The sequence below is a fragment of the Phaeobacter sp. LSS9 genome (assembly GCF_003443595.1).
Classification (GTDB): domain Bacteria; phylum Pseudomonadota; class Alphaproteobacteria; order Rhodobacterales; family Rhodobacteraceae; genus Phaeobacter; species Phaeobacter piscinae.
Genome location: NZ_CP031956.1, coordinates 1274972 through 1296855 on the forward strand (window position 1 = coordinate 1274972; position 21884 = coordinate 1296855).

Annotated in this window: 19 protein-coding genes; 9 read left to right on the forward strand and 10 right to left on the reverse strand. The window is 62.8% G+C overall.

The window, feature by feature from the left end:
* The first annotated feature begins 148 nt into the window (after positions 1-148).
* The 5 genes from parE (at position 149) to D1820_RS06145 (ending at position 7361) form a co-directional block, all read left to right on the forward strand.
* Positions 149-2107: a DNA topoisomerase IV subunit B gene (gene parE, locus D1820_RS06125; RefSeq protein WP_118068229.1), complete on the forward strand. Its 1959-nt coding sequence runs from the start codon at positions 149-151 to the stop codon at positions 2105-2107.
* Between the two features lie 154 nt (positions 2108-2261).
* Positions 2262-3194 (forward strand): IS5 family transposase, encoded by a 933-nt coding sequence (locus D1820_RS06130; RefSeq protein WP_118068230.1) that lies wholly within the window; start codon positions 2262-2264, stop codon positions 3192-3194.
* Positions 3195-3674: 480 nt separating this feature from the next.
* The gene (locus tag D1820_RS06135) at positions 3675-4427 is read left to right on the forward strand and encodes a hypothetical protein (RefSeq protein WP_118068231.1); all 753 of its coding nucleotides are present in this window, start codon (positions 3675-3677) and stop codon (positions 4425-4427) included.
* A 103-nt stretch (positions 4428-4530) separates the two neighbouring features.
* A complete protein-coding gene (locus D1820_RS06140; protein WP_118068232.1) occupies positions 4531-6612 on the forward strand; it encodes a molybdopterin-dependent oxidoreductase in 2082 nt (693 codons plus the stop codon).
* 62 nt (positions 6613-6674) lie between these two features.
* A complete protein-coding gene (locus D1820_RS06145) occupies positions 6675-7361 on the forward strand; it encodes a hypothetical protein (protein WP_118068233.1) in 687 nt (228 codons plus the stop codon).
* Between the two features lie 10 nt (positions 7362-7371).
* On the opposite strand, the gene D1820_RS06150 is transcribed toward D1820_RS06145, so the two are convergent.
* Positions 7372-8088 (reverse strand): ABC transporter ATP-binding protein, encoded by a 717-nt coding sequence (locus D1820_RS06150; RefSeq protein WP_118068234.1) that lies wholly within the window; start codon positions 8086-8088, stop codon positions 7372-7374.
* Positions 8081-9373 (reverse strand): lipoprotein-releasing ABC transporter permease subunit, encoded by a 1293-nt coding sequence (locus D1820_RS06155; protein WP_118068235.1) that lies wholly within the window; start codon positions 9371-9373, stop codon positions 8081-8083. The genes D1820_RS06150 and D1820_RS06155 overlap by 8 nt, the downstream gene beginning before the upstream one ends.
* A 248-nt stretch (positions 9374-9621) precedes the next feature.
* On the opposite strand from D1820_RS06155, the gene D1820_RS06160 reads away from it, so the two are divergent.
* Positions 9622-10110 (forward strand): HPP family protein, encoded by a 489-nt coding sequence (locus tag D1820_RS06160; protein ID WP_118070064.1) that lies wholly within the window; start codon positions 9622-9624, stop codon positions 10108-10110.
* Between the two features lie 59 nt (positions 10111-10169).
* On the opposite strand, the gene proS is transcribed toward D1820_RS06160, so the two are convergent.
* On the reverse strand, positions 10170-11525 hold the full coding sequence (gene proS / locus D1820_RS06165; protein WP_118068236.1) for a proline--tRNA ligase: 1356 nt from the start codon (positions 11523-11525) through the stop codon (positions 10170-10172).
* A 229-nt stretch (positions 11526-11754) separates the two neighbouring features.
* On the opposite strand from proS, the gene D1820_RS06170 reads away from it, so the two are divergent.
* The 3 genes from D1820_RS06170 to D1820_RS06180 are packed head-to-tail and all read left to right on the forward strand — an operon-like array spanning position 11755 to position 15220.
* On the forward strand, positions 11755-12822 hold the full coding sequence (locus D1820_RS06170) for an AI-2E family transporter (RefSeq protein WP_040170467.1): 1068 nt from the start codon (positions 11755-11757) through the stop codon (positions 12820-12822).
* Between the two features lie 8 nt (positions 12823-12830).
* The gene (locus D1820_RS06175; RefSeq protein ID WP_118068237.1) at positions 12831-13613 is read left to right on the forward strand and encodes a chromosomal replication initiator DnaA; all 783 of its coding nucleotides are present in this window, start codon (positions 12831-12833) and stop codon (positions 13611-13613) included.
* Positions 13614-13660: 47 nt separating this feature from the next.
* Entirely contained in the window at positions 13661-15220 is a 1560-nt protein-coding gene (locus D1820_RS06180; protein WP_118068238.1) for a Ppx/GppA family phosphatase, read from the forward strand.
* On the opposite strand, the gene D1820_RS06185 is transcribed toward D1820_RS06180, so the two are convergent.
* From D1820_RS06185 to D1820_RS06215, 7 genes are all read right to left on the reverse strand, one after another.
* Positions 15217-15657 carry a hypothetical protein gene (locus D1820_RS06185; protein ID WP_118068239.1) on the reverse strand — a complete coding sequence of 147 codons (441 nt, stop codon included), beginning with the start codon at positions 15655-15657 and terminating at the stop codon, positions 15217-15219. The genes D1820_RS06180 and D1820_RS06185 overlap by 4 nt on opposite strands.
* A 121-nt stretch (positions 15658-15778) precedes the next feature.
* Positions 15779-16774 (reverse strand): endonuclease/exonuclease/phosphatase family protein, encoded by a 996-nt coding sequence (locus D1820_RS06190; protein WP_118068240.1) that lies wholly within the window; start codon positions 16772-16774, stop codon positions 15779-15781.
* A complete protein-coding gene (locus tag D1820_RS06195; RefSeq protein ID WP_040180006.1) occupies positions 16755-17453 on the reverse strand; it encodes a molecular chaperone DjiA in 699 nt (232 codons plus the stop codon). Before D1820_RS06195 ends, D1820_RS06190 begins: the two co-directional genes overlap by 20 nt.
* Positions 17454-17462: 9 nt before the next feature.
* Positions 17463-17987 (reverse strand): GNAT family N-acetyltransferase, encoded by a 525-nt coding sequence (locus tag D1820_RS06200; RefSeq protein ID WP_118068241.1) that lies wholly within the window; start codon positions 17985-17987, stop codon positions 17463-17465.
* Positions 17984-18574 (reverse strand): VOC family protein, encoded by a 591-nt coding sequence (locus D1820_RS06205; protein ID WP_118068242.1) that lies wholly within the window; start codon positions 18572-18574, stop codon positions 17984-17986. Before D1820_RS06205 ends, D1820_RS06200 begins: the two co-directional genes overlap by 4 nt.
* A gap of 133 nt (positions 18575-18707) precedes the next feature.
* Entirely contained in the window at positions 18708-20831 is a 2124-nt protein-coding gene (gene scpA, locus D1820_RS06210) for a methylmalonyl-CoA mutase (protein WP_040170452.1), read from the reverse strand.
* Complete coding sequence (locus tag D1820_RS06215; protein WP_254683365.1) at positions 20794-21801, reverse strand: hypothetical protein; 1008 nt, start codon at positions 21799-21801, stop codon at positions 20794-20796. Before D1820_RS06215 ends, scpA begins: the two co-directional genes overlap by 38 nt.
* Positions 21802-21884: the final 83 nt, after the last annotated feature.

Genomic DNA, 21884 nt, shown 5'->3' on the forward strand with positions numbered 1-21884 from the left:
TACGGGAACTTATCATCGAAGGGCTGGTCACTCGGCGCCCTGCCGCGGCAGGCCCGCCTTATCCACAGCCCCTTGCGTGCCTCTTCCACCCGGCCCCAACACCTGCCATAATAGCCTTAACCAAAACCAAGCAAGAGCAGCCCCGCATATGGCCGACGACCTCCTCAGCACGCCTGCATCAGACACCTATGACGCCTCCTCAATTGAGGTCCTGGAAGGCCTCGAACCGGTCCGCCAGCGCCCCGGTATGTATATCGGCGGCACGGATGAGCGCGCGCTGCACCATATGGTCGCCGAAATCCTCGACAACTCCATGGATGAGGCGGTCGCCGGCCACGCCAACCGGATCGAGGTGACGCTGCACGCCGATTACGCCGTCACCATCTCCGACAATGGCCGCGGCATCCCGATCGACCCGCACCCCAAGTTCCCGGACAAATCCGCGCTTGAGGTGATCCTCTGCACCCTGCACGCGGGCGGCAAATTCTCCGGCAAGGCCTATCAGACCTCCGGCGGTCTGCACGGCGTCGGCTCCTCCGTGGTGAACGCGCTGTCGGATTCCATGGTGGTGCAGGTCGCCAAAAACAAGGAACTGTTCGAACAGCGTTTCTCGCGCGGCATTCCCCAGGGTCCGGTGGAAAAAATCGGCGCCGCCCCGAACAAGCGCGGCACCTTCGTGACATTCCACGCGGATGAGCAGATCTTCGGCTCCCACCGCTTCAAGCCCAAGCGCCTGTTCACTCTGGTGCGTTCCAAGGCCTATCTGTTCTCCGGCGTTGAAATCCGCTGGAAGTCGGAAATCGACGATGGTGAAACCCCGACCGAGGCCACCTTCCACTTCCCCGGCGGTCTCAAGGACTATCTGACTGAGGTGCTTGGCAAATCCTCCGTCTACGCCGATGCGCCCTTCGCCGGGAAGGTCGAGTTCCGTGAGAAATTCAACGCGCCGGGCTATGTCGAATGGGCGATCAACTGGACCCCCTCCCGCGACGGCTTCACCCAGTCCTACTGTAACACCGTCCCCACGCCGGAGGGCGGCACCCATGTTGCGGGCTTCTGGTCCGCCATCCTCAAGGGGATCAAGGCCTACGGCGAGTTGGTCGGCAACAAGAAGGCGGGCCAAATCACCCGCGACGATCTGATGACCGGCGGCTGCGCGCTGGTCTCCTGCTTCATTGCGGATCCCGCCTTTGTCGGTCAGACCAAGGATCGCCTGTCCACCGAGGCCGCCGCCAAGATGGTCGAAAACTCCGTCCGCGATCATTTCGACAACTGGCTGGCGGCGGATACCAAATCGGCCGGCGCCATCCTCGATTTCCTGATCCTGCGCGCCGAGGAACGCCTGCGCCGCAAGCAGGAGAAAGAGACCCAGCGCAAGTCCGCCACCAAGAAACTGCGCCTGCCCGGCAAGCTCACCGACTGCACCGCCAAGAACCGCGCGGGCACCGAGCTGTTCATTGTCGAGGGCGACAGCGCCGGCGGCTCCGGCAAGGGCGCGCGCAACCGGGTCAATCAGGCGCTGCTGCCGCTGAAGGGCAAGATCCTCAACGTGCTGGGCGCAGCCTCCAACAAGCTCGGCTCAAACGCCGAAATCAATGATCTGTGCGAGGCGCTTGGCGTCGGCCTTGGCAGCAAGTTCAACCTCGACGATCTGCGCTATGACAAGATCATCATCATGACCGATGCGGATGTCGACGGCGCCCATATCGCCTCGCTCCTGATGACCTTCTTCTTCACCCAGATGCGCCCGCTGATTGACGGCGGCCACCTGTATCTGGCCTGCCCGCCGCTGTTCCGCCTGACGCAAGGCGCGAAACGCGTCTACTGCCTGGACGAAGCCGAGCGGGATCTCTGGCTTGAAAAGGGTCTGGGCGGCAAGGGCAAGATCGACGTCTCCCGCTTCAAGGGTCTTGGCGAAATGGACGCCAAGGATTTGAAAGAGACCACGATGGACCCCGCCACCCGGAAATTGATCCGGGTGACCATCGACGAGGATGAACCCGGCGAGACCGGCGACCTGGTTGAACGTCTGATGGGCAAAAAGCCCGAGCTTCGCTTCCAGTATATTCAGGAGAACGCGAAGTTCGTGGAGGAGCTGGATGTTTGAGGAATGAATGATCGAGAATTACATTGACCACAGTGATGAAAAGAAAGCGCGTAAAGCACTTCTTGCCGTAAGCATTTCGACTATCCTTATGGGCTTTGTTGCACAAATCGGATTGAGGATTCCCTGTTTGAATCCAGAGAGGTAGCTGGCGTGGATAAGCAGCTGGTCCCCAACGAAGTACAGGACGACGAACTGCGCGTCCTATAATGATGCGCTGAAGCAGCGCGGCTCCCTGATCCTTTGGTTTGATCCGGCTATGTCGTGGGAGGCCGCGCCGAGCGGCAAGCGTGGACGGCAACCACGCTTCAGTGATGCAGCTATCCAAGTTTGCCTGACACTGAAGGTCCTCTTCGGGCTACCCTTACGGCAGACCACGGGCTTTGTCGCGAGCTTGCTTCAGCTGGCCGGCCTTGACTGGCCGGTGCCCGATTACAGCACCCTGTGTCGCCGCCAGAAGACCCTGAGCGTCGCCATCCCTTATCGGGGCAGCACCGGGCCGTTGCATCTGCTGATCGACGCGACCGGGATCAAAGCGGAAGGTGAAGGAGAGTGGAACGCCCGCAAGCATGGCGGGCCAAAAAGGCGCCTTTGGCGCAAGCTTCACCTTGGTATGGATGAAGAAACACTGGAGATCCGCGCAGTTGGCGTCACGACAAGCAATGTCGGCGACGCTCCGATGCTGCCCAACCTGCTGGAACAGATCCCGCCCGACCAGGAGATTGCCACGGTCACCGCTGATGGGGCCTATGACACGCGAAGATGTCACAATGTGATTGCCGCTCGAGGTGCCGCTGCCATCATCCCGCCGCGCAAGAATGCACAGGCTTGGAAGCCAACTACGGCGGGAGCCATCGCGCGAAACGAAGCTGTGAGGTCCTGCAAATATCTCGGACGGGCCCTGTGGCGAAAGTTGACCGCCTATCACCGACGAAGCCGCGCAGAGACGAAGATGCACTGCGTCAAACTCCTTGGCCAAGGCCTCATGGCCCGAGACTTCGACCGGCAGGTCGCTGAGCTCCAGATCCGGATTGCGGTGCTCAACCGTTACACCGCCCTTGGCATACCCGTCACTGAGCCCGTAGGATAAGTCCGTCCGGGGAAAGGGGAAGTGCGCTCAGACCACGATTTGTGCAACAAAGCCGCGCCCCTACCGAACGCCGCCGCCACCTTCGCTTAAACCCGATCTGCCAGACTGATCCGGTCGCGACATCCGGGGCGGATTGACACCCTGCCCCACCACTTGGAGATCGGACGCCACGGCCACCAACCGGGGCGGTTCGCAGATATCTCGCGAAGATGGGCAATCCCCATCCCACCCTCCGCCTCTGGCCCCAGTGGAGACATTGGGCCCTTGGCGGCGCCGCCTGCTCTTTGCTGCCCGCAGCACCGACCCCGATCCCGACAACGCGGGTGACATCACAATCAGGACATCCCCCACCGCGCCTCTGGGCATCACGGGCCGCGCGGTGATAGCGCTTGCCTGCAAGGCGCTGGTCTTTCTACACTTCCCCAACGCCAGCCCACCCCGGACCCACCCGCCCCCTACTGACCAACAGGAGCCGCAGCCATGATGACCATCGCCGACAATCAGCTGCTACTGATCCTCCTGTGTTTCGGGGCGGGCAGCCTCGGCACGGCGCTGCTGTTTCGCCACCCTGCCGGACACCGGGTCTGGCGGCTGGCGGATCTGGGCTGGGTGGTTCTGGGCGGCATCGGCGCGCTGGTCGCTGTGCTGGCGGGCATCTACAAGGCCGACACCGGGCGGCTCGAACGGCAGATCGACATTGCCTATGCCGCCACCGCCTCTTTTGACCGCGACGCCGCGCGGTTTCGCCTCAGGTTCTGCGATCCGGCCTATGACGCGGATATCGCCATTCTGTGCGAGAAGATCGAATTCCTCTCTGCCTCCACCGCCGGCAATGCTGAGCTGCCCCTGTTCATCGCTGTCACCGATCAGGTCACGCCGTTACAGGGGCTGCAGCTGATCTTTGGCCGCGCCGAAAACACCAGCGAGATGATGGAGATGGCCGCCAAGGCGGATGCGTTCGATCCTGCCGCCTTCACCGTTTTTACCGCGCTGGATGCCCCGACCGAAGCCGCCGTCGACAGCCTGCGTCGCAAAGTGCCGACCATTGCAGGCGATTTTCTGATCCTGGCGCGCGCCTATGATGCACTGATCACGCAGGTCACCCAGCTGAAGAGCGAATGGGAATATCTGCAGGACAATGCGCATATTCTGATCTTGCAGATCCTCGCGCTCTGCATGGTGGCCTTTGCCGCGCCATTCCGGTTGGGTAAATCCGTGGTCGATCTACGCTAAGGATTTTGGCCTTACCAAATTCTCCTTATCTGGCCATTTATACAAGGTCACATGGGCCGCTAGGCTAGGCGCAACAGACACTTTCAGATTTGCGAGCCCAGCCATGCGCGACACCCCTCCGCCCAACAGTCCATCGAGCCATAGCCCGACCACCCGGCTGCCCAGCGTCTGCCCGCTGGACTGCCCGGACACCTGCAGCCTCAGCGTCAGCGTGACAGATGATCAGATCACCGCCGTGCGCGGAACGCGCGCCAACCCGCTGACCGATGCGGTGATCTGCAACAAGGTGGTGCGCAGTTTTGCTGGCTTCGTGCATGGTCCCAACCGCCTGACCCAGCCCCTGCGCCGCAGTGGCCCACGCGGCAGCGGCAGCTATGAACCGATCAGTTGGGAGGAGGCGCTGGATCTGATCCATGCAGGCATCATGCGCGCGATTGAGACCCATGGCCCGCAGTCGGTGCTGCCCTTCAACTACGCAGGCCCCCATGGCGAGCTGGCAGGTGGATCGATGGACCGGCGGTTTTTCTACCACATGGGCGCCACCCGGCTGAACCGGGGACCGCTCTGTGGCGGGGTGCGTGGCGGCGCTTATGAGAGCCTCTTTGGTCCCGCCCCCGGCATGCCGCCGCAACAGGTGGTGCAGTCCGATCTGGTGCTGGTATGGGGCAACAATGTCACCGTCTCCAATCTGCATATGGCGCCGTTGCTGAAACAGGCACGGGCCAAGGGCGCGCGGCTGGTGGTGATCGACCCCAAGCGCACCAAGATTGCCGAACACTGCGACCTGCATCTGCAACCGGTGCCAGGCACCGATGTGGTGCTGGCCATGGCGCTGGCGGCGGAGCTGGAGCGCCGCGATGCGCTGGACTATGCCTTCATCACCCAATGGACCACGGGGTCCGCGCAATACCTGGAAGCGGCGCGCGGCTATACCCCCGATCAGGTGGCGGAGGTCTGCGGCATCCCGCTGGCACAGTTCCACCAGCTCGCCGATTGGATCACACAGGCACGCAACATGTCCACTTCGCTTGGCAACGGCATAGAACGGGGCCGCTCCGGCGGGTCCGGCCTGCGCGCGGCGATGGCGCTTCAGGCGCTGACTGGTCACCATGGGCGCCTGGGGGCTGGTGTGCTCGCCAAACCCGGCCTTGCCGCCCCAAAGACGACTGATCGCTTGCAGGCGAGCCACCTGATTGCCCCGGATACCCGTGTCTTCAACATCGTTGATGTGGCGCGCAAACTGCTGGATCGCAACATGCGCATCCCGGTGAAGGCGGTGATGATCTACAACCACAACCCGGTCGCCACCCACCCCGATCAGGCGCGGCTGATTGAGGCGCTGAGCCAGGAGGATATCTTCATCGCGGGCAGCGATGTGGCAATGACAGACTCCATGCGGATGTGTGACGTAATCCTGCCCGCCGCCAGCCATTTCGAATATGACGACGTCTATGGCGCCTATGGCCAGAACTACATCCAGCGCGCCGCACCGGTGATCCCCTTGGTGGGCGACAGCCTGCCCAATACCGAGATTTTCCGCCGTCTGGCGGCGCGGTTTGGCTATGATGATCCGCTGTTTCAGGTCAGCGACGCCGAGCTGATGGATCAGGCGCTGGACGGCGATCACCCCCAGCTCCAGGGTCACCGCCCCAGTGAGATCCCGCTGGACCGGGCGCTGGAGATCACCGCCCCTGAGGGCGCTGCACCGATCCTGTGTGATACGGTTGTACCGGCCACCGCCTCGGGCAAGATTGAGCTGTTCAGCGAAGACTACGAGGCCCGCTACGGCTTTGGCGTGCCGCGCTATGACCCGGTGCCGCGCAGCGCGCCCTTTGTGCTGATCACGCCCTCCTCCAGCAAGCGGACCAATGCCACCTTTGGCGATCAGCCGCCCTCCGACGGGGTTGAATTGGTCGAAATGCACCCCGAGGACGCCGCCAGCCGCAACCTCAGCGACGGTGCGCTGCTGGAGCTGTTCAACGATCAGGCCGTGGTGACCCTGCGGCTGAAAATCAGCGATGCCACCCGTCCCGGCGTGCTCTACAGTCCCAAGGGCACATGGCGCGCCAGCAGCGCCACCGGCTTCACCGTGAATGCGCTGATCCCTGCAGACATCCGCACCGATACCGAGGATGGCGCCTGCTATAACGAGACCTTCGTGGACCTGCGCCCCGCCACCAATTGACGCGCGACGCCACGCCTGCAAAACCGGTTCCCACCCTGGTCTAACTTACCTAGGGTGGGGCCATGATTGCGCGTCTCTGTCTCCTCCTCACCTGCCTTGCCCTCCTGTCCTGCGGGCGCCCGCCATCAGAGGGAGAGCGGCAGTTTCTGACCCGCATCCATGGGCCGGAGCTGGATCTGGATCGCCTGCGCATCGTCAAGGGCGCGCCGCTGTCGCAGGTCACATTCCGCCGCAAACCACGCCCGCGCGTCACCTGCCGCGAACGTATTCTGCCCCCGGTGAAGGAGGAGATCGTCACCTCCTCCCCGGCTGCATTGGCGCTGTTCAACCGCATCTTCTTTGTGCGGGACTGGTATATCGATGACTATATGCCCGCCTACCCGGACCGGCTTTATCTAGTGGAGGCGATGTTGCTCGCGCATGAGGCCACCCATGTCTGGCAATGGCAGCAACGCGCCAAGACCGGGTATCACCCGCTGCGCGCCGCCGCTGAACATCGTGTGAGCGACGACCCCTATCTATTTGATCTGAAAGGCAATGACCGCTTCATCGACTTTGGCTATGAACAGCAGGGCGCCATTGTTGAGGAATATGTCTGCTGCCGCGCGCTGGATCCCACCGGCGCGCGCACCAAACGGCTACACCGGATGCTGAAGGGCGCGATGCCGGTCTCTGACCTGCCGCAAAGCCGCGAAAGCGATGTTTACCTGCCCTGGAAAGATGTCGATGTGACCGGCATCTGCGCCTGAGCCGCGCCAGTCACATCCCGGCGTGCAGCTGGCCGCCCTCAAGCCGCACCACCCGGTTCATCCGCTGCGCCAGCTCAAGGTTATGGGTGGCAATCAGCGCCGCCATGCCCGTGGCCGCCACCAGCTCCATCAGCGCGGCAAAGACCTGATCTGCCGTGCCGGGATCCAGATTGCCGGTCGGCTCATCCGCCAACAGAAGACGCGGCCCATTGGCCAGCGCCCGGCAAAACGCCACCCGCTGCTGCTCGCCGCCCGACATGGCAGCAGGGCGATGCCCGGCGCGGTCCTGCAGACCAACCCGCGCCAGCAGATCCTGCGCGCGAGCCTCTGCTTTGGTCTGGCTGATACCATTTGCCAGCTGCGGCAGGACGATGTTTTCCAGCGCGGTGAATTCCGCCAGAAGATGATGGAACTGATAGACAAACCCTACATCCTGCCGCCGCACCGCCGTGCGCCGTCGCTCGGATTTGCCGGTCATATCCTGACCACCAATCCGCACGGTGCCGCGGTCAGGCGTGTCCAGCAAACCAGCCGTGTGCAGCAACGTCGATTTGCCCGCACCGGAGGGCGCCACCAGCGCCACGATCTCCCCCGGCTTCACCGTCAGATCAATGCCGCTCAGCACATCCACCTGCGTTGGCAAACCGTGATTGTAGGATTTGCCGACCTGGCTCAGCTGCAACACGGCGGATTGTGCGCCAGCGGTTTGCGTTTCAGGATTATTCATAGCGCAGCGCCTCCACGGGGTTCATGCGCGCCGCGCGCCGTGCCGGGAAAATGGTGATGACAAAAGACAGCGTCAGCGACAGCGCCACCGCCGACAGCACATCCGCCAGCCGCAGCTCCGCCGGCAGTGCATAGATGCCCCTGATTGCCGGATCCCAGACCCCGCCCCCCATCACAAAGTTCACAAAGGAAAAAATCGGATCGATATAGATCGCAAAGAGGCAGCCAAGGATCACGCCCAACAGGGTGCCAACAACACCCGTACAGGCCCCGCAGAGGAAAAACACCCGCATCACCGAGCCTTCGCTGAGGCCAATGGTGCGCAGAATGCCAATGTCGCGACCCTTGTTCTTCACCAGCATGATCAGGCCAGAGACGATATTCATCGTGGCAATCAGCACCAGGATCGACAGGATGATGAACATCACATTGTCCTCAACCTCCAATGCGCGCAGGAAGCCGCCGGAGGCATCGCGCCAGGTCCAGACCCCGATATTGGACGCCACCGCATCCCCCGCCTGCACCAGCGGCAACACCATGCGGTCCACGGTTTCGGGATCCTCCACCATCACCTCAATCTCATCGGCGAAGCCTTCGCGATTGAAATAGCTCTGCGCCTCGGCAAAGGGCATATAAAGCCGGGTCCGGTCGATGTCATAGCGCCCGGCGGTGAAGATATAGACCACCTCATAGGCGTTGACGCGCGGGCTGGTGCCAAAAGCAGTCTTGACCCCATCGGGGGAGATCAGCTTGATCCGGTCGCCCACCTGTACGCCCAGCTCACGCGCCACGCCGGAGCCCAGCGCCACGCCCTCGTCAAACCGCGACAGATCACCAATTGCGGCCTCGCTCTGGGCAACACCCGGCAGCGTCGCGATATTGGCGGCGGAGATGCCAAAGACCTCAACCCCGGCGCTGCGCTGCCTGAGGCTCGCCATCACCTGCCCCTTCACCAACGGCGCTGCACGGATCACACCGGGCACCGCTGCGGCGGCCTCGGCCAGCGCGTCATACTCTGTCAGCTTGCGGTCAATCCGCCCCTGATCGGTGACCGTGCCGTGGGAATACAGCGTCACATGTGCATTGGCCCCCAGAATGGTGCCGACAAATTCCGACCGGAACCCGGTGCGCACCGCAAGGGTCGCGATCAGCGCGAACACTGCCAGCGCAATGCCGATGAGGCTGATCCAGGTCATCACGCTGACGCCCCCTTCGGCGCGACGCGCCCGCAGATAACGCCAGGCGATCAGCCATTCGAAACGGGAAAAAGGGAGTGGTGTGGCCATGGTGGTCCTGCCCGGAAAATTTGTCTGCAACCTGTGCTGTGGAAGGTCCGGGGTCAAGGTGTGGTGGCGGATCTGCCCGATAATCCGCCCGTTCCATGGCTCCGCGCACATCGCAGGCTGCAAATCTCTTGGCGCGGGCCTGGATATGGCGTCACCGAATCGTGACCTGGTGCAATTGCCCGTTGCATTGCCCTTCCCCGGTGATATCGATTTGCCGAACCTCCTGCGAGGTCACAATGGGGATGACGATGGACCGATATTTCAAACGCGCCCTGCCACATCCGTCGCTGCGCGCGGTGGTCATGGCCGGGCTTGGTGCCTTTCTGGCGATTGCGGCGCTGTCGCTGCTGACAACCCATGCCAACCTCCTGCTGCTGATCGCCCCCTTTGGCGCCAGCTGCGTGCTGTTGTTCTCGGTGCCCGCCAGCCCGCTGTCGCAGCCCGCGCATGTGGTCGGCGGCCATATGCTGGCAACTGCCGTGGCACTGGCGCTGAACGCGTTGCTGCCGGAGACCTGGTGGGCGCTGGCCTTCGCTGTGGGGCTGTCAATCGCCCTGATGGCGGCGCTGCGGCTGACCCATCCGCCCGCAGGCGCCGATCCGCTGGTGGTCTTTGCCACCGACCCCGGCATTTCTTTCCTGCTGTTCCCGGTGCTGATTGGCGCCGTGGCGCTGGTGGCGATTGCAACGCTGTTCCACCGGATCTCCGGCCATGACTACCCGCTGAGACACGGCTGACAAAGAAAAGCCCGCCAGCGGGGCTGGCGGGGCTGTCTGTTTCAAACTGCCGAATGGGTTCAGAAACCGCGGCTGGAGGGGTGTTTGGCGTAGATCTCGATGATCTTCTGCACCGCCGCCTCAGGCGACAGTTCCTCGCTTTCGCCGCTGCGGCGGGAGGTCAGTTCCACCACACCGTTTTTCAGCCCACGCGGGCCCACGGTGATGCGCCAGGGCAGACCGATCAGGTCCATGGTGGCGAACTTGCCGCCCGCCCGTTCCTTGCGGTCATCGTAAAGCGGCTCCAGCCCGGCAACCGTCAGCGCCTGATAGAGCGCCTCGCAAGCGGCATCCGCCTCATCGTCGCCCTGCTTGAGGTTGACGATCCCGCAGTGGAACGGGGTCACGCCCTCGGGCCAGATGATGCCCTTGTCGTCATGGCTCGCCTCGATGATCGCACCCAGCAGGCGGGACACACCGATGCCATGCGACCCCATGTGGACCGGCGACTGCTTGCCATCGGGACCCTGAACATTGGCGCCCATCGCTTCGGAGTATTTGGTGCCGAAATAGAAGATCTGACCAACCTCGATACCGCGCGCGACGCGGCGGCGTTCCTCGGGGATCTCGTCAAACAGGGCCGCGTCGTGGGTCTCGTCGGTGCGGGCATATTTGGAGGTGAACTCCTCCAGCACGCCCTGGCATTGCTCCACACTGTCGTAATCGATCTCACGGTCGCCAAAGGTCAGATCGGTGACCGCGCTGTCATAGAACACTTCCGACTCGCCGGTATCGGCCAGCACCAGGAATTCATGGGTATAGTCGCCGCCAATCGGCCCGCCGTCGGCGCGCATCGGGATCGCCTGCAGACCCATGCGCTCATAGGTGCGCAGATAGCTGACCAGATGGCGGTTATAGGCGTGCAGCGCGTCTTCCTTGGTCAGGTCGAAGTTATAACCATCCTTCATGTAGAATTCGCGGCCCCGCATCACGCCGAACCGCGGGCGGATCTCGTCGCGGAATTTCCACTGGATCTGATACATGGTCAGCGGCAGATCCTTATAGCTGTTCACATGGCTGCGGAAGATATCCGTGATCAGCTCTTCTGCCGTAGGGGTGAACAGCATGTCGCGGTCGTGCCGGTCCTTCATGCGCAGCATTTCCTGACCATAGGCCTCGTAGCGGCCCGACTCGCGCCATAGGTCGGCGGATTGCATGGTCGGCATCTGCATCGGGATATGGCCCGCGCGGATCTGCTCATCATGGACGATGCCTTCGATTTTTTTCAGCACCTTGAAGCCCAAGGGCAGCCAGGAATAGATCCCGGCGGCGGATTGTTTGATCATGCCCGCCCGCAGCATATAGCGGTGGCTGACGATCTGGGCCTCGGAAGGGTTCTCTTTGAGAACAGGCAGGAAATAGCGGGACAGGCGCATGGCGGTCTCATTTGTCAATCTGGGTTCGCAAGCGGTCTAAGCCATCGGCGCGCCTTGGGCAATCGTGCTTTGTCTTTGTGGCTTTTGCGGCGGCAGAGCGGGGCCACAGGCCGCCGCCCATCGCGGTGATCCCCGCAACCGGTCATTGGGCTTGCATCGCGCCTGCGCATCAGCGAAGACTTCTGTCAAACAGACGCCACAGGATCGGGCTGAGAGCAGGGACCAACACATGGCACTTCCGGCACAGAAGCAGTTGAATTATTGGGGCATTGCCGCCGTTGTCTTTGCGGTCATCCTATGGGCCTTGGGCGATGTGCTGCTGCCCTTTGTGCTGGGTGCGGCGATTGCCTATCTGATTGATCCGATTGCCGACCGGCTGGAGGCGTTGGGCCTCAGCCGGACGGCCGCCACGGCTGTCATCACTGTGGCGGCGGTCTTGTTGTTCGTGGTCATGTTGCTGGTGGTGGTGCCGACACTGATCTATCAAATGATTGATCTGGCACGGGTTCTGCCGGAAGCGTTCCAGAACCTGCGTGACTTCGCCCAGAAACAGGCGCCCTCCCTGTTTGACGAGGGCAGCCGCGCGCAGCAGACCATCGTCTCCATCGCGCAAACCCTGCAGAGCAAGGCCATCAGCGTTCTGGAAGGCGTCGTGGGATCCGCTGTGTCGCTGGTCAATGTGATGGTGCTGTTCGTGATCGTCCCAGTGGTGGCCGTCTATCTGCTGCTGGACTGGGATCGGATGGTCGCCCGCATTGATGAACTGCTGCCCCGCGACCACGCCCCGACCATCCGCACATTGGCCAGCCGCATCGACAAGGTGCTGGCGTCGTTCATCCGCGGCATGGGCACGGTCTGCCTGATCCTTGGCACCTATTATGCCGTCGCGCTGATGGTGGTGGGGTTGAATTTTGGTCTGGCGGTTGGCTTCATCGCCGGGCTGGTTACCTTCATTCCCTATCTGGGCGCGCTGATCGGCGGCGCGTTGGCGATTGGTCTGGCGCTGTTCCAGTTCTGGGGCGACTGGTGGTCGATTGGTATGGTGGCCGGCATTTTCATGATCGGTCAGGTGATTGAGGGCAACCTTCTCACCCCCAAACTGGTGGGCAATTCGGTCGGGCTGCATCCGGTCTGGCTGTTGCTGGCGCTGTCGGTGTTTGGTGCGTTGTTCGGCTTCGTCGGCATGCTGATCGCGGTGCCGGTGGCGGCTGCACTTGGGGTGATTGCACGTTTCCTTGTTGAACAGTATCTGGACAGCCGACTCTATCAGGGCAAAGCCCATAACGACGCGGACTGAATGGACCCATGGCCCAGCAGCTGAGCTTTGATCTCCCGGCGAAACCGGCGCTGGGGCGGGATGATTTCTTTGTCGCGCCCTCCAATGCGATGGCGGTGGCGATGCTGGATCCCTCGTTTGCCTGGCCCGGCGGCAAGCTGGTGCTGAGCGGGCCCAAACGCTCCGGCAAAACCCATCTGGTGCATGTCTGGGCGAGCAATTCCGGCGCGCAGATCATCCCCGCCTGGCAGCTGACCAAGGAAGATGTACCGCATCTGGCCGATGGGCCGATCGCGGTAGAAGATGTGCCGGATATCGCCGATAGCGCGCCTGCGCAGGACGCGTTGTTCCACCTGCACAATCTGGTGCTGGCCAACGGCCACGCGCTGATGCTGACGGGCCGCGCGGCGCCGCATCTGTGGGGCATGTCGCTGCCCGATCTGCAAAGCCGGATCGAAGGCGCCCCCCACGCGCAGCTGCAACCCCCCGATGACGCGCTGTTGTCGGTGGTATTGGCCAAGCTGTTCAATGACCGCCAGATCACCCCGAAACCGGATGTGATCCCCTATCTGGTGGCCCATATGGACCGGTCTTTTGCCGCCGCCTCGCAGATCGTGGAGGAGCTGGATCGCCTCTCCCTCACCGAAGGGCGGATGGTATCGCGCATGCTGGCGGTGGAGCTGATGTCCGATCGCCCTGCCCGGCCAATGCCGACACCGGCAGAGGTCCCGGTAGAGGCGCGCGCCACCGCAGAGACCGATCCGAAAACAGATGCCGCAGATACTGCCCGCCCTGCCGCATCCGGCGATTGACCCGCGCCCTGCGATCCCCCATCCTGACGACACGTAACGGAGCCAACATGCACGTGACACCGGAGCCTGCCACCGCCGATTGGGGGCCATTTGAGCGCCCCTTGTTTGACGATCCGGGTGCCCGCGCCCTGTCGCGGGTGGGGGTTGTCGACGTCGGCTCCAACTCGGTGCGGATGGTGATTTTTGACGGTGCTGCCCGCAGTCCGGCCTATTTCTACAATGAGAAAATCATGTGTGCGCTGGGGGCTGGCCTGTCTGAGACCGGTCGCCTGAACCCCGAAGGGCGCGCTCGTGCGCTATCCGCGCTGCGCCGGTTTCAGCATCTGGCAGAGGGCATGGACATGCCGCCGCTCTCCGTGGTGGCCACTGCTGCGGTGCGCGATGCCAGCGACGGGCAGGAGTTCTGCGATGAGGTGCTGCGCGACACCGGGCTGAAAATCCATGTCATCGATGGTCAGGAAGAGGCGCGCCTCTCTGCGCAGGGGGTCCTTCTGGGCTGGCCCGGATCTTATGGTCTGGTCTGCGATATCGGCGGCTCCTCCATGGAGCTGGCAGAGATCCATGATGGCGAGGTCGGCAAACGCGTGACCTCCTCCCTTGGCCCGCTAAAACTGCGCGATATTCCCGGCGGCAGACGGGGCCGCAAGGCGCATATCACCGAGGTGATGGAAGGCTTGCGCGCTGAGATGGGCCAGCAGAACGACCGGCTGTTTCTGGTCGGCGGCAGCTGGCGGGCGATTGCGCGGATTGACATGGCGCGGCGGGGCTACCCGCTGCGGGTGCTGCATGAATACCGCATGAACGCGCAGGACGTGCGCGAAACCCTGCGCTATATCGAGACCCAAGATCTGGAAGCATTACGCAGCGAATGTGGTATCTCCACCGCGCGGATGTCGCTGGTGCCCTATGCCGCCGATGTGCTGTCACGGCTGGTCAAGACCTTCAAACCCAAGGATATTGCCGTCTCCAGCTATGGGATCCGCGAAGGGCTGCTGTATGAGCAGATGCCACAGCGCCTGCGCAACCGGGATCCGCTGATCGAGGCCAGCCGCTTTGCCGAGAAGAAGGACGCCCGCATCCCAGGGTTTGGCCGCACGCTCTATGAATTTGTGTCGCCCCTGTTCAAAGCCTCCGATCATGCGAAAACCCGGTTGGTGAAGGCTGCCTGCCTGCTGCATGACGTCAGCTGGCGCGCCCACCCCGACTATCGCGCCGAGGTCTGTTTCGACAATGCCACCCGCGCCAATCTAGGCGGGCTGAAGCATTCCGAACGGGTGTTTCTGGGTCTCGCGCTGCTGCACCGCTATCGCAACAAGCGGCAGGGCACGGCGTTTGAATACCTCTATGATCTGTTGGATGAGCGCGGCAAGAAAGAGGCCGAGATCCTTGGCAAGGCGATGCGGTTTGGCGCCATGCTGATGGTCAGCAAGGATGGCGACATCGGCAAGCTGGTCTGGCAACCGCGCAAAAAACATCTGCTGCTGGAACTGCCGCGCGAGGCGGAGCCGCTGTTTGGCGAGGTGGCCGAGGCGCGACTGACCTCCCTCGCCCGCTCGTTGGAGGCGGAAGTGCGGGTGAAGATCCGCAAGGGCGCCCCGGCACCCTAAAGGTCGGTTGTGCCCTCGGGCAAACCCTCATCCTGCTGCCCTTCGGGTGTGGCATCCGGTGTTTCATCCGGGGTGGTTTCCGGCTTTCGGCGCATGATGATATCACCATTGGGCAGGATTTCGGGGCGTTCATAGACGCTCCAATCCTCAACCTTGTTCGCGATCTCGGCCAGCGCGGGCCCCATTTCGGACAGGAACCCTTGCAGGCTTGGCCCGAAGTCATCCGCCAGCGCCTGTAGATCATCAAGTGCCGGGGCCATTTCCTGGCGCAGCCCTTCCCAGAACAGCTCTGCCCCGCGCTGCATCAGGCTGCTGCCTTCGTCGTTCTGTGTTGGCACAGTGTCCGCCTGTGCAGCTGGCGCCAGCGGCAGCATCAACAGCCCAGCCAACGCCAAAGCGCCGCGCAGCTGCGGTGTCATTCGGATCCAAGACCTCATGTGATTGCTCCCTTGTCGCTGAACAGGCATAATCTACTGCCAATATAGGTAAAACACCTCAGGATTGAATAGGCGCGGTTCAGTCGACATGCGCGACGTGTTGCGGTGCAGCGGACCATCGTCACTCCAGTGCCAGATCAAGACTGACCGGGAAATGATCCGAAGCCGCCAGCAGCGCCTCGCGCAGCGCCATATCTTCATAACAGGCGGCATCCTCAAACGGGTGCCAGATCCGCCAATTGCCTGCCGGTTGGCGCAGCCGGGAGGACACCATGATATAATCGAGCAAGGCACTGAAATAACGTTTGTTTGCCTTGTCATAGAAACGCGCGGAACTGGGCATCACCCGCAGCCGGGGTTGCAGCAGGCTTTGGGCGTTGGGATCGTAAAGATCGCTCTCCATCACGATCTCCACCGAGGAGCGGTTGAACAGCTGCTCATATTGATCCAGCCCCGGCCCATCGTTGAGATCGCCCATCACCACGACATCCCGTCCCTCGGCCAAAAGCTGCTCAACCCGGCGGCGCAGCCAGATCGCCTGTGCCAACTGCTTGCGCCGGTTCGCGATCGACAGGGTGACGGCGTGGTCCTCGGAGCGCGCGCCATGCGGCGCCTTTGACTTCAGATGTGCGCCAATCAGCGAGACCTCGCGGCCGCTCTGCATGGTCACGGTCAGCTCTAGCGGCGGTTTGGAAAACCGCACCGCGTCTTTCTGCGCATCGACATCCAGATCGATGTGGAACACGCCGTCAAACCGCGGTGCCTCTGTGCTGTCCCGCGGCGTATGGGCCACCGTCAGCACGTCGGGGTCGTAGAGGAAGGCAATCTCCTGCTGGGTGTCATTGGCAAAGCCAATCATCGCCTTGGTGCTGCGCAGACCAGCCTCCTGCGCGAAATACTCCAGTGCACGCAGGGTTTTGCGGCGGGTGCTGGTATCCGGCGCCTCAATCACCATGATGCCATCGGCGTCCAGATGTTTGAACACCTGCGCCAACGCGCGGGTCTGGCCCACGCGATCAACCCCGTGGCGGCCCGATGTACCACCATCCATCAGCAGCGTGTCGTCATCGCCAAACAGCGACGAGAACCATTCAACGTTATAGGTGACGAGCCGCATGGCCACCGCATCCGTTGATTTCGTCCCAGGCACGGTTGATGTCGATCATCCGCTTTTCAGCCAGGCGCACCGCCTCCTCGGGCACACCACGCGCCATCATGGAATCAGGATGGGTTTCGCGCACCAGTTTGCGCCAATGCTTGCGGATCTCATCGCGTGGCATATCCGGGGACACGCCCAGCACCGTGAAGGGATCACGTGGCGCATCGGCCACGAACCGCGCGCGCAGGGCCATGAACTGTTGTTCGCTCTGGCCGAAGATACGGCTAACCTCTGACAGGAATTCGTTTTCGCCTGGATGATAAAACCCATCCGCCATGGCGATGTGAAACAGCCCCTCCATCAGATCGCACAGCGTCTGGGGATCATTGGCAAACATCTTCTGAATGCGGGCGGCATAGTCCTGATAGCCCGCGATATCCGTCCGCGCGAGGTCAAAGACCCGCGCCGCCCCGGCCTCATCCTCGGCGGCAATCTGAAAGACCTCGCGAAAGGCGGTGACCTCATCACGGGTGACCTGCCCGTCTGCCTTGGCCATTTTGGCGCCAAGCGCGATCACCGCAATGGCAAAGGCAACGCTGCGTTCCGGCGGCGCGCGCAGACTGTCGAACACCTCGGAGAGGCTCTGACCGGAGGCCAGCGCAGAGAGCGCTTCGGTGATGCGGGTCCAGAGTGACATAACGGCAGACTATCGCGGTTTGGCCGGGCTGTCAGCGGCGCCAACCTCTTTGGGGGAGAGAATTTTCTGCATCAGCACAAGATCCAGCCACCGGCCCCGTTTGTAGCCCACTTCCGGCATCCGCCCCACCTCGGCAAAGCCCATGGCGGCGTGAAAGGCCAGCCCTCCGGGATTGGCCGCGCTGATGCCTGCAACCAGCACATGGATGCTATCGCGGTGCGCAACCTCTTCAATAGCGGCTATCAGCGCCCGCCCTGCTCCGCGACCACGAGCCGTTTCAGCCAGATAGATCGCGTGTTCACAGGTGCGCGCATAGCCGGGGCCACTGCGAAAGCCCCCAAGGCTGATGTAGCCGAGGATCTCACCCGCCTCCTCCGCCACCTGCATATGCGGACCTTTTGCGGTGATGTCAGCCGCGACCTCTGCCGCCGTCTTCTTATCGGTGGTGAAGGTGATCAGCGTGTCGCGGATGATCTGATTGGTGATCGCTGCGATGGCGCTGGCATCTGCCGGGCGCGCCTGTCGGACAATCATCGCAGCACCCGCCGCCCATGGGGGGTGTCAAACTCTGCCTCGAACCCGGCCGGGCCGCGGTGGATCTCCACCCGCGGATCATCAAGCGGCAGCGCGATGCTGCCCGGATGTGACAGATGCAGACGGCGCAGGGTGCAGCCCTGCTGGGTGAGCGCGGCAGCAGGATGGGGGCTGTGCCATTGCATCAGCGCTGGGAACATATTGTCGAAGGGGAGAACGCCATCCGCAGGCACCGCCATTTGCCAGCGCAGATTGCCGCGTTGCAGATCAACGATCTCGCCTGCCCCCTGCGGGGCGTTGTCCAGCGCCGCCGCCAGATCATCGCAGCGGCAGATCCAGTTGGTGATCCGCGCTGGCCCCGCACGGCGATCCAGATCGAACCAGCGCGGGCTGCGCTGCGGTGTCGCGGCGGGGGCAATGGCTATGGCTTCAAGGTAGAGCCCATCGGCAAGGCCAAGGAGCCGGTTGTGCGTGCCATAGACCGCATGGCTGCCGCCGGGTTGCATCGGCACGCCAAGGCTGTCTTCGACATGGGCGACGGCCGCGTCCAACGTGTCTGCGGCCACGGCCAGATGATCAAGCTCCATGACGTCTCCCCCTTGTTCCTGCGGATCATGCTGCGGGGAGACTAGCCTGCAGAGGCACAGGTGCAAGCGGGAAAGAAACACATCCGCCCCGGCAGTCCGGGACGGGTGTGTCATTGCCCAAACTGTAGGCAGATCAGCTCTGGCGGATCAGGTTCAGGATGTCCTGCGCCGCCTCGGGGATATTGGTGCCGGGGCCAAAGATTGCCTTGACGCCATTGTCATAGAGGAACTGGTAGTCCTGCTGCGGAATGACCCCGCCGCAGATCACGATGATATCCTCTGCGCCCTGCTCCTTCAGCGCCTTGACCAGCTGCGGGGCCAGCGTTTTGTGACCCGCCGCCTGTGACGAGATCCCGACCACATGCACGTCATTGTCGATGGCGTCCTGTGCGGCCTCATCCGGGGTCTGGAACAGCGGGCCGACGTCCACGTCAAAACCGATATCGGCAAAGGCTGTGGCGATCACCTTGGCGCCGCGGTCGTGACCGTCCTGCCCCATCTTGACCACCAGAAGACGCGGGCGACGGCCCTCTGCCTCGGCAAAGTCTTCGATGGATTTCTGAATGGCGGCAAAGCCTTCGTCGCCCTCATACGCGGCACCATAAACCCCGGCGAGGGTTTTGACCTCGGCGCTGTGGCGGCCGAATTCCTTTTCCATTGCCATGGAGATCTCTCCGACTGAGGCGCGCGCACGCGCGGCTTCGACAGCGGCAGCGAGAAGGTTGCCGCCTTCCTTTGCGACGCGGGTCAGATTGTCCAGCGCGGCCTCGCAGGCGGCGTTGTCACGGTCTGCACGCAGGGTTTCGAGACGGGCGATCTGGCTTTCACGGACGGCGACATTGTCGACATCCAGAATGTCGATCGGGTCTTCCTTCTCCTTGCGGTATTTGTTGACGCCGACAATCACCTCTTCGCCGCGGTCGATCATCGCCTGACGTTTGGCGGCGCTTTCCTCGATGCGCAGTTTCGGCATCCCGGAGGCGACGGCCTTGGTCATGCCGCCCATCTCCTCGACCTCCTCCATCAGCGCCCAGGCCTTTTCCACCAGCTCGTTGGTGAGGCTTTCGACATAGTAGGAGCCTGCCAGCGGATCGACCACATTGGTCACGCCGGTTTCCTCTTGCAGCACCAGCTGGGTGTTGCGGGCGATGCGGGCAGAGAAATCGGTGGGCAGCGCGATGGCCTCGTCCAGCGCGTTGGTGTGCAGGGATTGCGTGCCGCCCAGAACCGCCGACATCGCCTCATAGGCGGTGCGGATCACGTTGTTGTAGGGATCCTGTTCCTGCAAGGAGACGCCCGAAGTCTGGCAGTGGGTGCGCAGCATCTTGGAGCGGTCGTTCTGCGCGCCAAAATCGGTCATCACACGATGCCAGAGCGTGCGGGCGGCGCGCAGTTTGGCGATTTCCATGAAGAAGTTCATGCCAATGGCGAAGAAGAACGACAGACGGCCTGCGAATTTGTCGACATCCATGCCCGCCTCCATCGCGGCGCGCACATATTCGCGCCCGTCCGCAAGGGTATAGGCCAGCTCCTGCACCAGGTTCGCGCCCGCTTCCTGCATGTGGTAGCCGGAAATCGAGATGGAGTTGAACTTCGGCATCTCATTCGAGGTGTATTCGATGATATCCGAGATGATCCGCATCGAGGGTTCGGGCGGATAGATATAGGTGTTGCGGACCATGAACTCCTTCAGAATGTCATTCTGAATGGTGCCTGCCAGCAGCGATTTGTCGTGGCCCTGCTCTTCGCCTGCGACGATGAAGTTCGCAAGGATCGGGATCACCGCGCCGTTCATGGTCATGGAGACCGAGACCTGATCCAGCGGGATGCCGTCAAACAGGACTTTCATGTCCTCGACACTGTCGATGGCCACGCCGGCCTTGCCGACATCGCCGACAACGCGGGGGTGATCGCTGTCGTAACCACGGTGCGTGGCAAGATCGAAAGCGACTGAGACGCCCTGCTGACCGGCGGCGAGGTTGCGGCGATAAAAGGCGTTGGATTCCTCGGCGGTGGAGAAGCCCGCATATTGGCGGATGGTCCAGGGGCGGCCTGCGTACATCGTGGCCTTCACCCCGCGGGTGAAGGGGCCAAAGCCGGGCAAGGTGCCCATATGGGGCAGATCTTTGGTATCCGCTTCGGTATAGAGCGGTTTGACATCAATACCTTCCAGCGTGTTCCAGGTCAGCGCGTCCAGCGGGCGGCCGCGCAGTTCCTTTTCAGCCAGAGCCCGCCAATCGTCGGTTTTGGTCGTCATCGGAAGTTCCTCTTGTCAGGTCGTAGGGGGGCGGGTTCGAGCCCACCGCGTGTTTGTCAGGGTCGCGCATCAGCTCCGCCAGACCATCGGCGCCGCCTTGCAGCCACATCAGATCGTCGGCGTAGCGCTCGCGCAGCGCTGCGGATTGAATGTCGGAAAACGGGCTCCAACGGCCCTCCCCGCGCGGCAGATCGCGGGCCACATTGGCGGCCAGGCGATGGCGCAGGGTCGGCAGCCCGTCGGAACGGTTGAGCCGATCCGAGAGTGAGACCCGCGCCAGACGTGGACCGGCAAGCAGGGCCAGCTGCACCTCAGGGCGGTCGCCATAGGTTTCATAGGGCATCACCCGGATACGGGCGTTGGGCATGGCGCAGGCGATATCGGTGATGACGTCGCGCCAGCTGCGCGGATGGGCGGCGATTTGTCCCAGCACCGCAGCCGAGGGCAGAGGGTGCCCATTGGCCACCATCTGGGTCAGCAGGGAGGTCCAGAAACGATCCGGGCTGCGCAGGTTCAGCATCACATCGCGCACCTGCCCGTCAAAGGCGGCGTCAAAGCGGGCAAGACGCACGCCGATCCCGGCATAGAGCTGGCGCTGCTGCAGAAGGTCATGGGCGCCGCCCATCAGATCCGTGTCACTGATCAGCAGGCGTTGGGCGCCAGCGGCGGCCTCTGTCGCGATGCGCAGCCGCAGACGGCCCCGCGCGCGGGTTGCCAGATCACGACCGGTGACCGGCGCCGGGCCGGGTTGGATGCCATGGAACAGCCCGTCGCGGGTCTGCTCCGGCCCCCAGATCGCAAGCCCGTCCTGCCGCAGCCGCGCCGCGTGATGGGCGAGGAAGCCCTGAAAATACCCCGTCGCGCAGCGATGCGCGCCGATATGCAGCATGATATCCATGGCCAATGTCGTCCCGATGGTGGCGTCGCGCAGGGCAGACAGCCGGGTTTGCAGAGGCCAAGAGCGTGCCACAGGGAGGCTGACGATGCGGTTAATGCACCGTGCGCGGCTGTTGCGGGGACGCGTTTTTTTTGCCCCAAGCGCGGAATTGCCCA

What these genes read in the sequence shown, in the direction of transcription:
- proS (WP_118068236.1), bottom strand. Translation starts at nt 11,525, where the DNA reads ATGCGCCTGTCCCGCTATTTCCTGCCTGTTCTCAAAGAGAACCCTTCC.
- D1820_RS06140 (WP_118068232.1), top strand. Translation starts at nt 4,531, where the DNA reads ATGCGCGACACCCCTCCGCCCAACAGTCCATCGAGCCATAGCCCGACC.
- D1820_RS06150 (WP_118068234.1), bottom strand. Translation starts at nt 8,088, where the DNA reads ATGAATAATCCTGAAACGCAAACCGCTGGCGCACAATCCGCCGTGTTG.
- D1820_RS06160 (WP_118070064.1), top strand. Translation starts at nt 9,622, where the DNA reads ATGGACCGATATTTCAAACGCGCCCTGCCACATCCGTCGCTGCGCGCG.
- D1820_RS06135 (WP_118068231.1), top strand. Translation starts at nt 3,675, where the DNA reads ATGATGACCATCGCCGACAATCAGCTGCTACTGATCCTCCTGTGTTTC.
- D1820_RS06145 (WP_118068233.1), top strand. Translation starts at nt 6,675, where the DNA reads ATGATTGCGCGTCTCTGTCTCCTCCTCACCTGCCTTGCCCTCCTGTCC.
- D1820_RS06170 (WP_040170467.1), top strand. Translation starts at nt 11,755, where the DNA reads ATGGCACTTCCGGCACAGAAGCAGTTGAATTATTGGGGCATTGCCGCC.
- D1820_RS06155 (WP_118068235.1), bottom strand. Translation starts at nt 9,373, where the DNA reads ATGGCCACACCACTCCCTTTTTCCCGTTTCGAATGGCTGATCGCCTGG.
- D1820_RS06190 (WP_118068240.1), bottom strand. Translation starts at nt 16,774, where the DNA reads ATGCGGCTCGTCACCTATAACGTTGAATGGTTCTCGTCGCTGTTTGGC.
- scpA (WP_040170452.1), bottom strand. Translation starts at nt 20,831, where the DNA reads ATGACGACCAAAACCGACGATTGGCGGGCTCTGGCTGAAAAGGAACTG.
- D1820_RS06205 (WP_118068242.1), bottom strand. Translation starts at nt 18,574, where the DNA reads ATGGAGCTTGATCATCTGGCCGTGGCCGCAGACACGTTGGACGCGGCC.
- parE (WP_118068229.1), top strand. Translation starts at nt 149, where the DNA reads ATGGCCGACGACCTCCTCAGCACGCCTGCATCAGACACCTATGACGCC.
- D1820_RS06175 (WP_118068237.1), top strand. Translation starts at nt 12,831, where the DNA reads ATGGCCCAGCAGCTGAGCTTTGATCTCCCGGCGAAACCGGCGCTGGGG.
- D1820_RS06200 (WP_118068241.1), bottom strand. Translation starts at nt 17,987, where the DNA reads ATGATTGTCCGACAGGCGCGCCCGGCAGATGCCAGCGCCATCGCAGCG.
- D1820_RS06195 (WP_040180006.1), bottom strand. Translation starts at nt 17,453, where the DNA reads ATGTCACTCTGGACCCGCATCACCGAAGCGCTCTCTGCGCTGGCCTCC.
- D1820_RS06185 (WP_118068239.1), bottom strand. Translation starts at nt 15,657, where the DNA reads ATGAGGTCTTGGATCCGAATGACACCGCAGCTGCGCGGCGCTTTGGCG.
- D1820_RS06180 (WP_118068238.1), top strand. Translation starts at nt 13,661, where the DNA reads ATGCACGTGACACCGGAGCCTGCCACCGCCGATTGGGGGCCATTTGAG.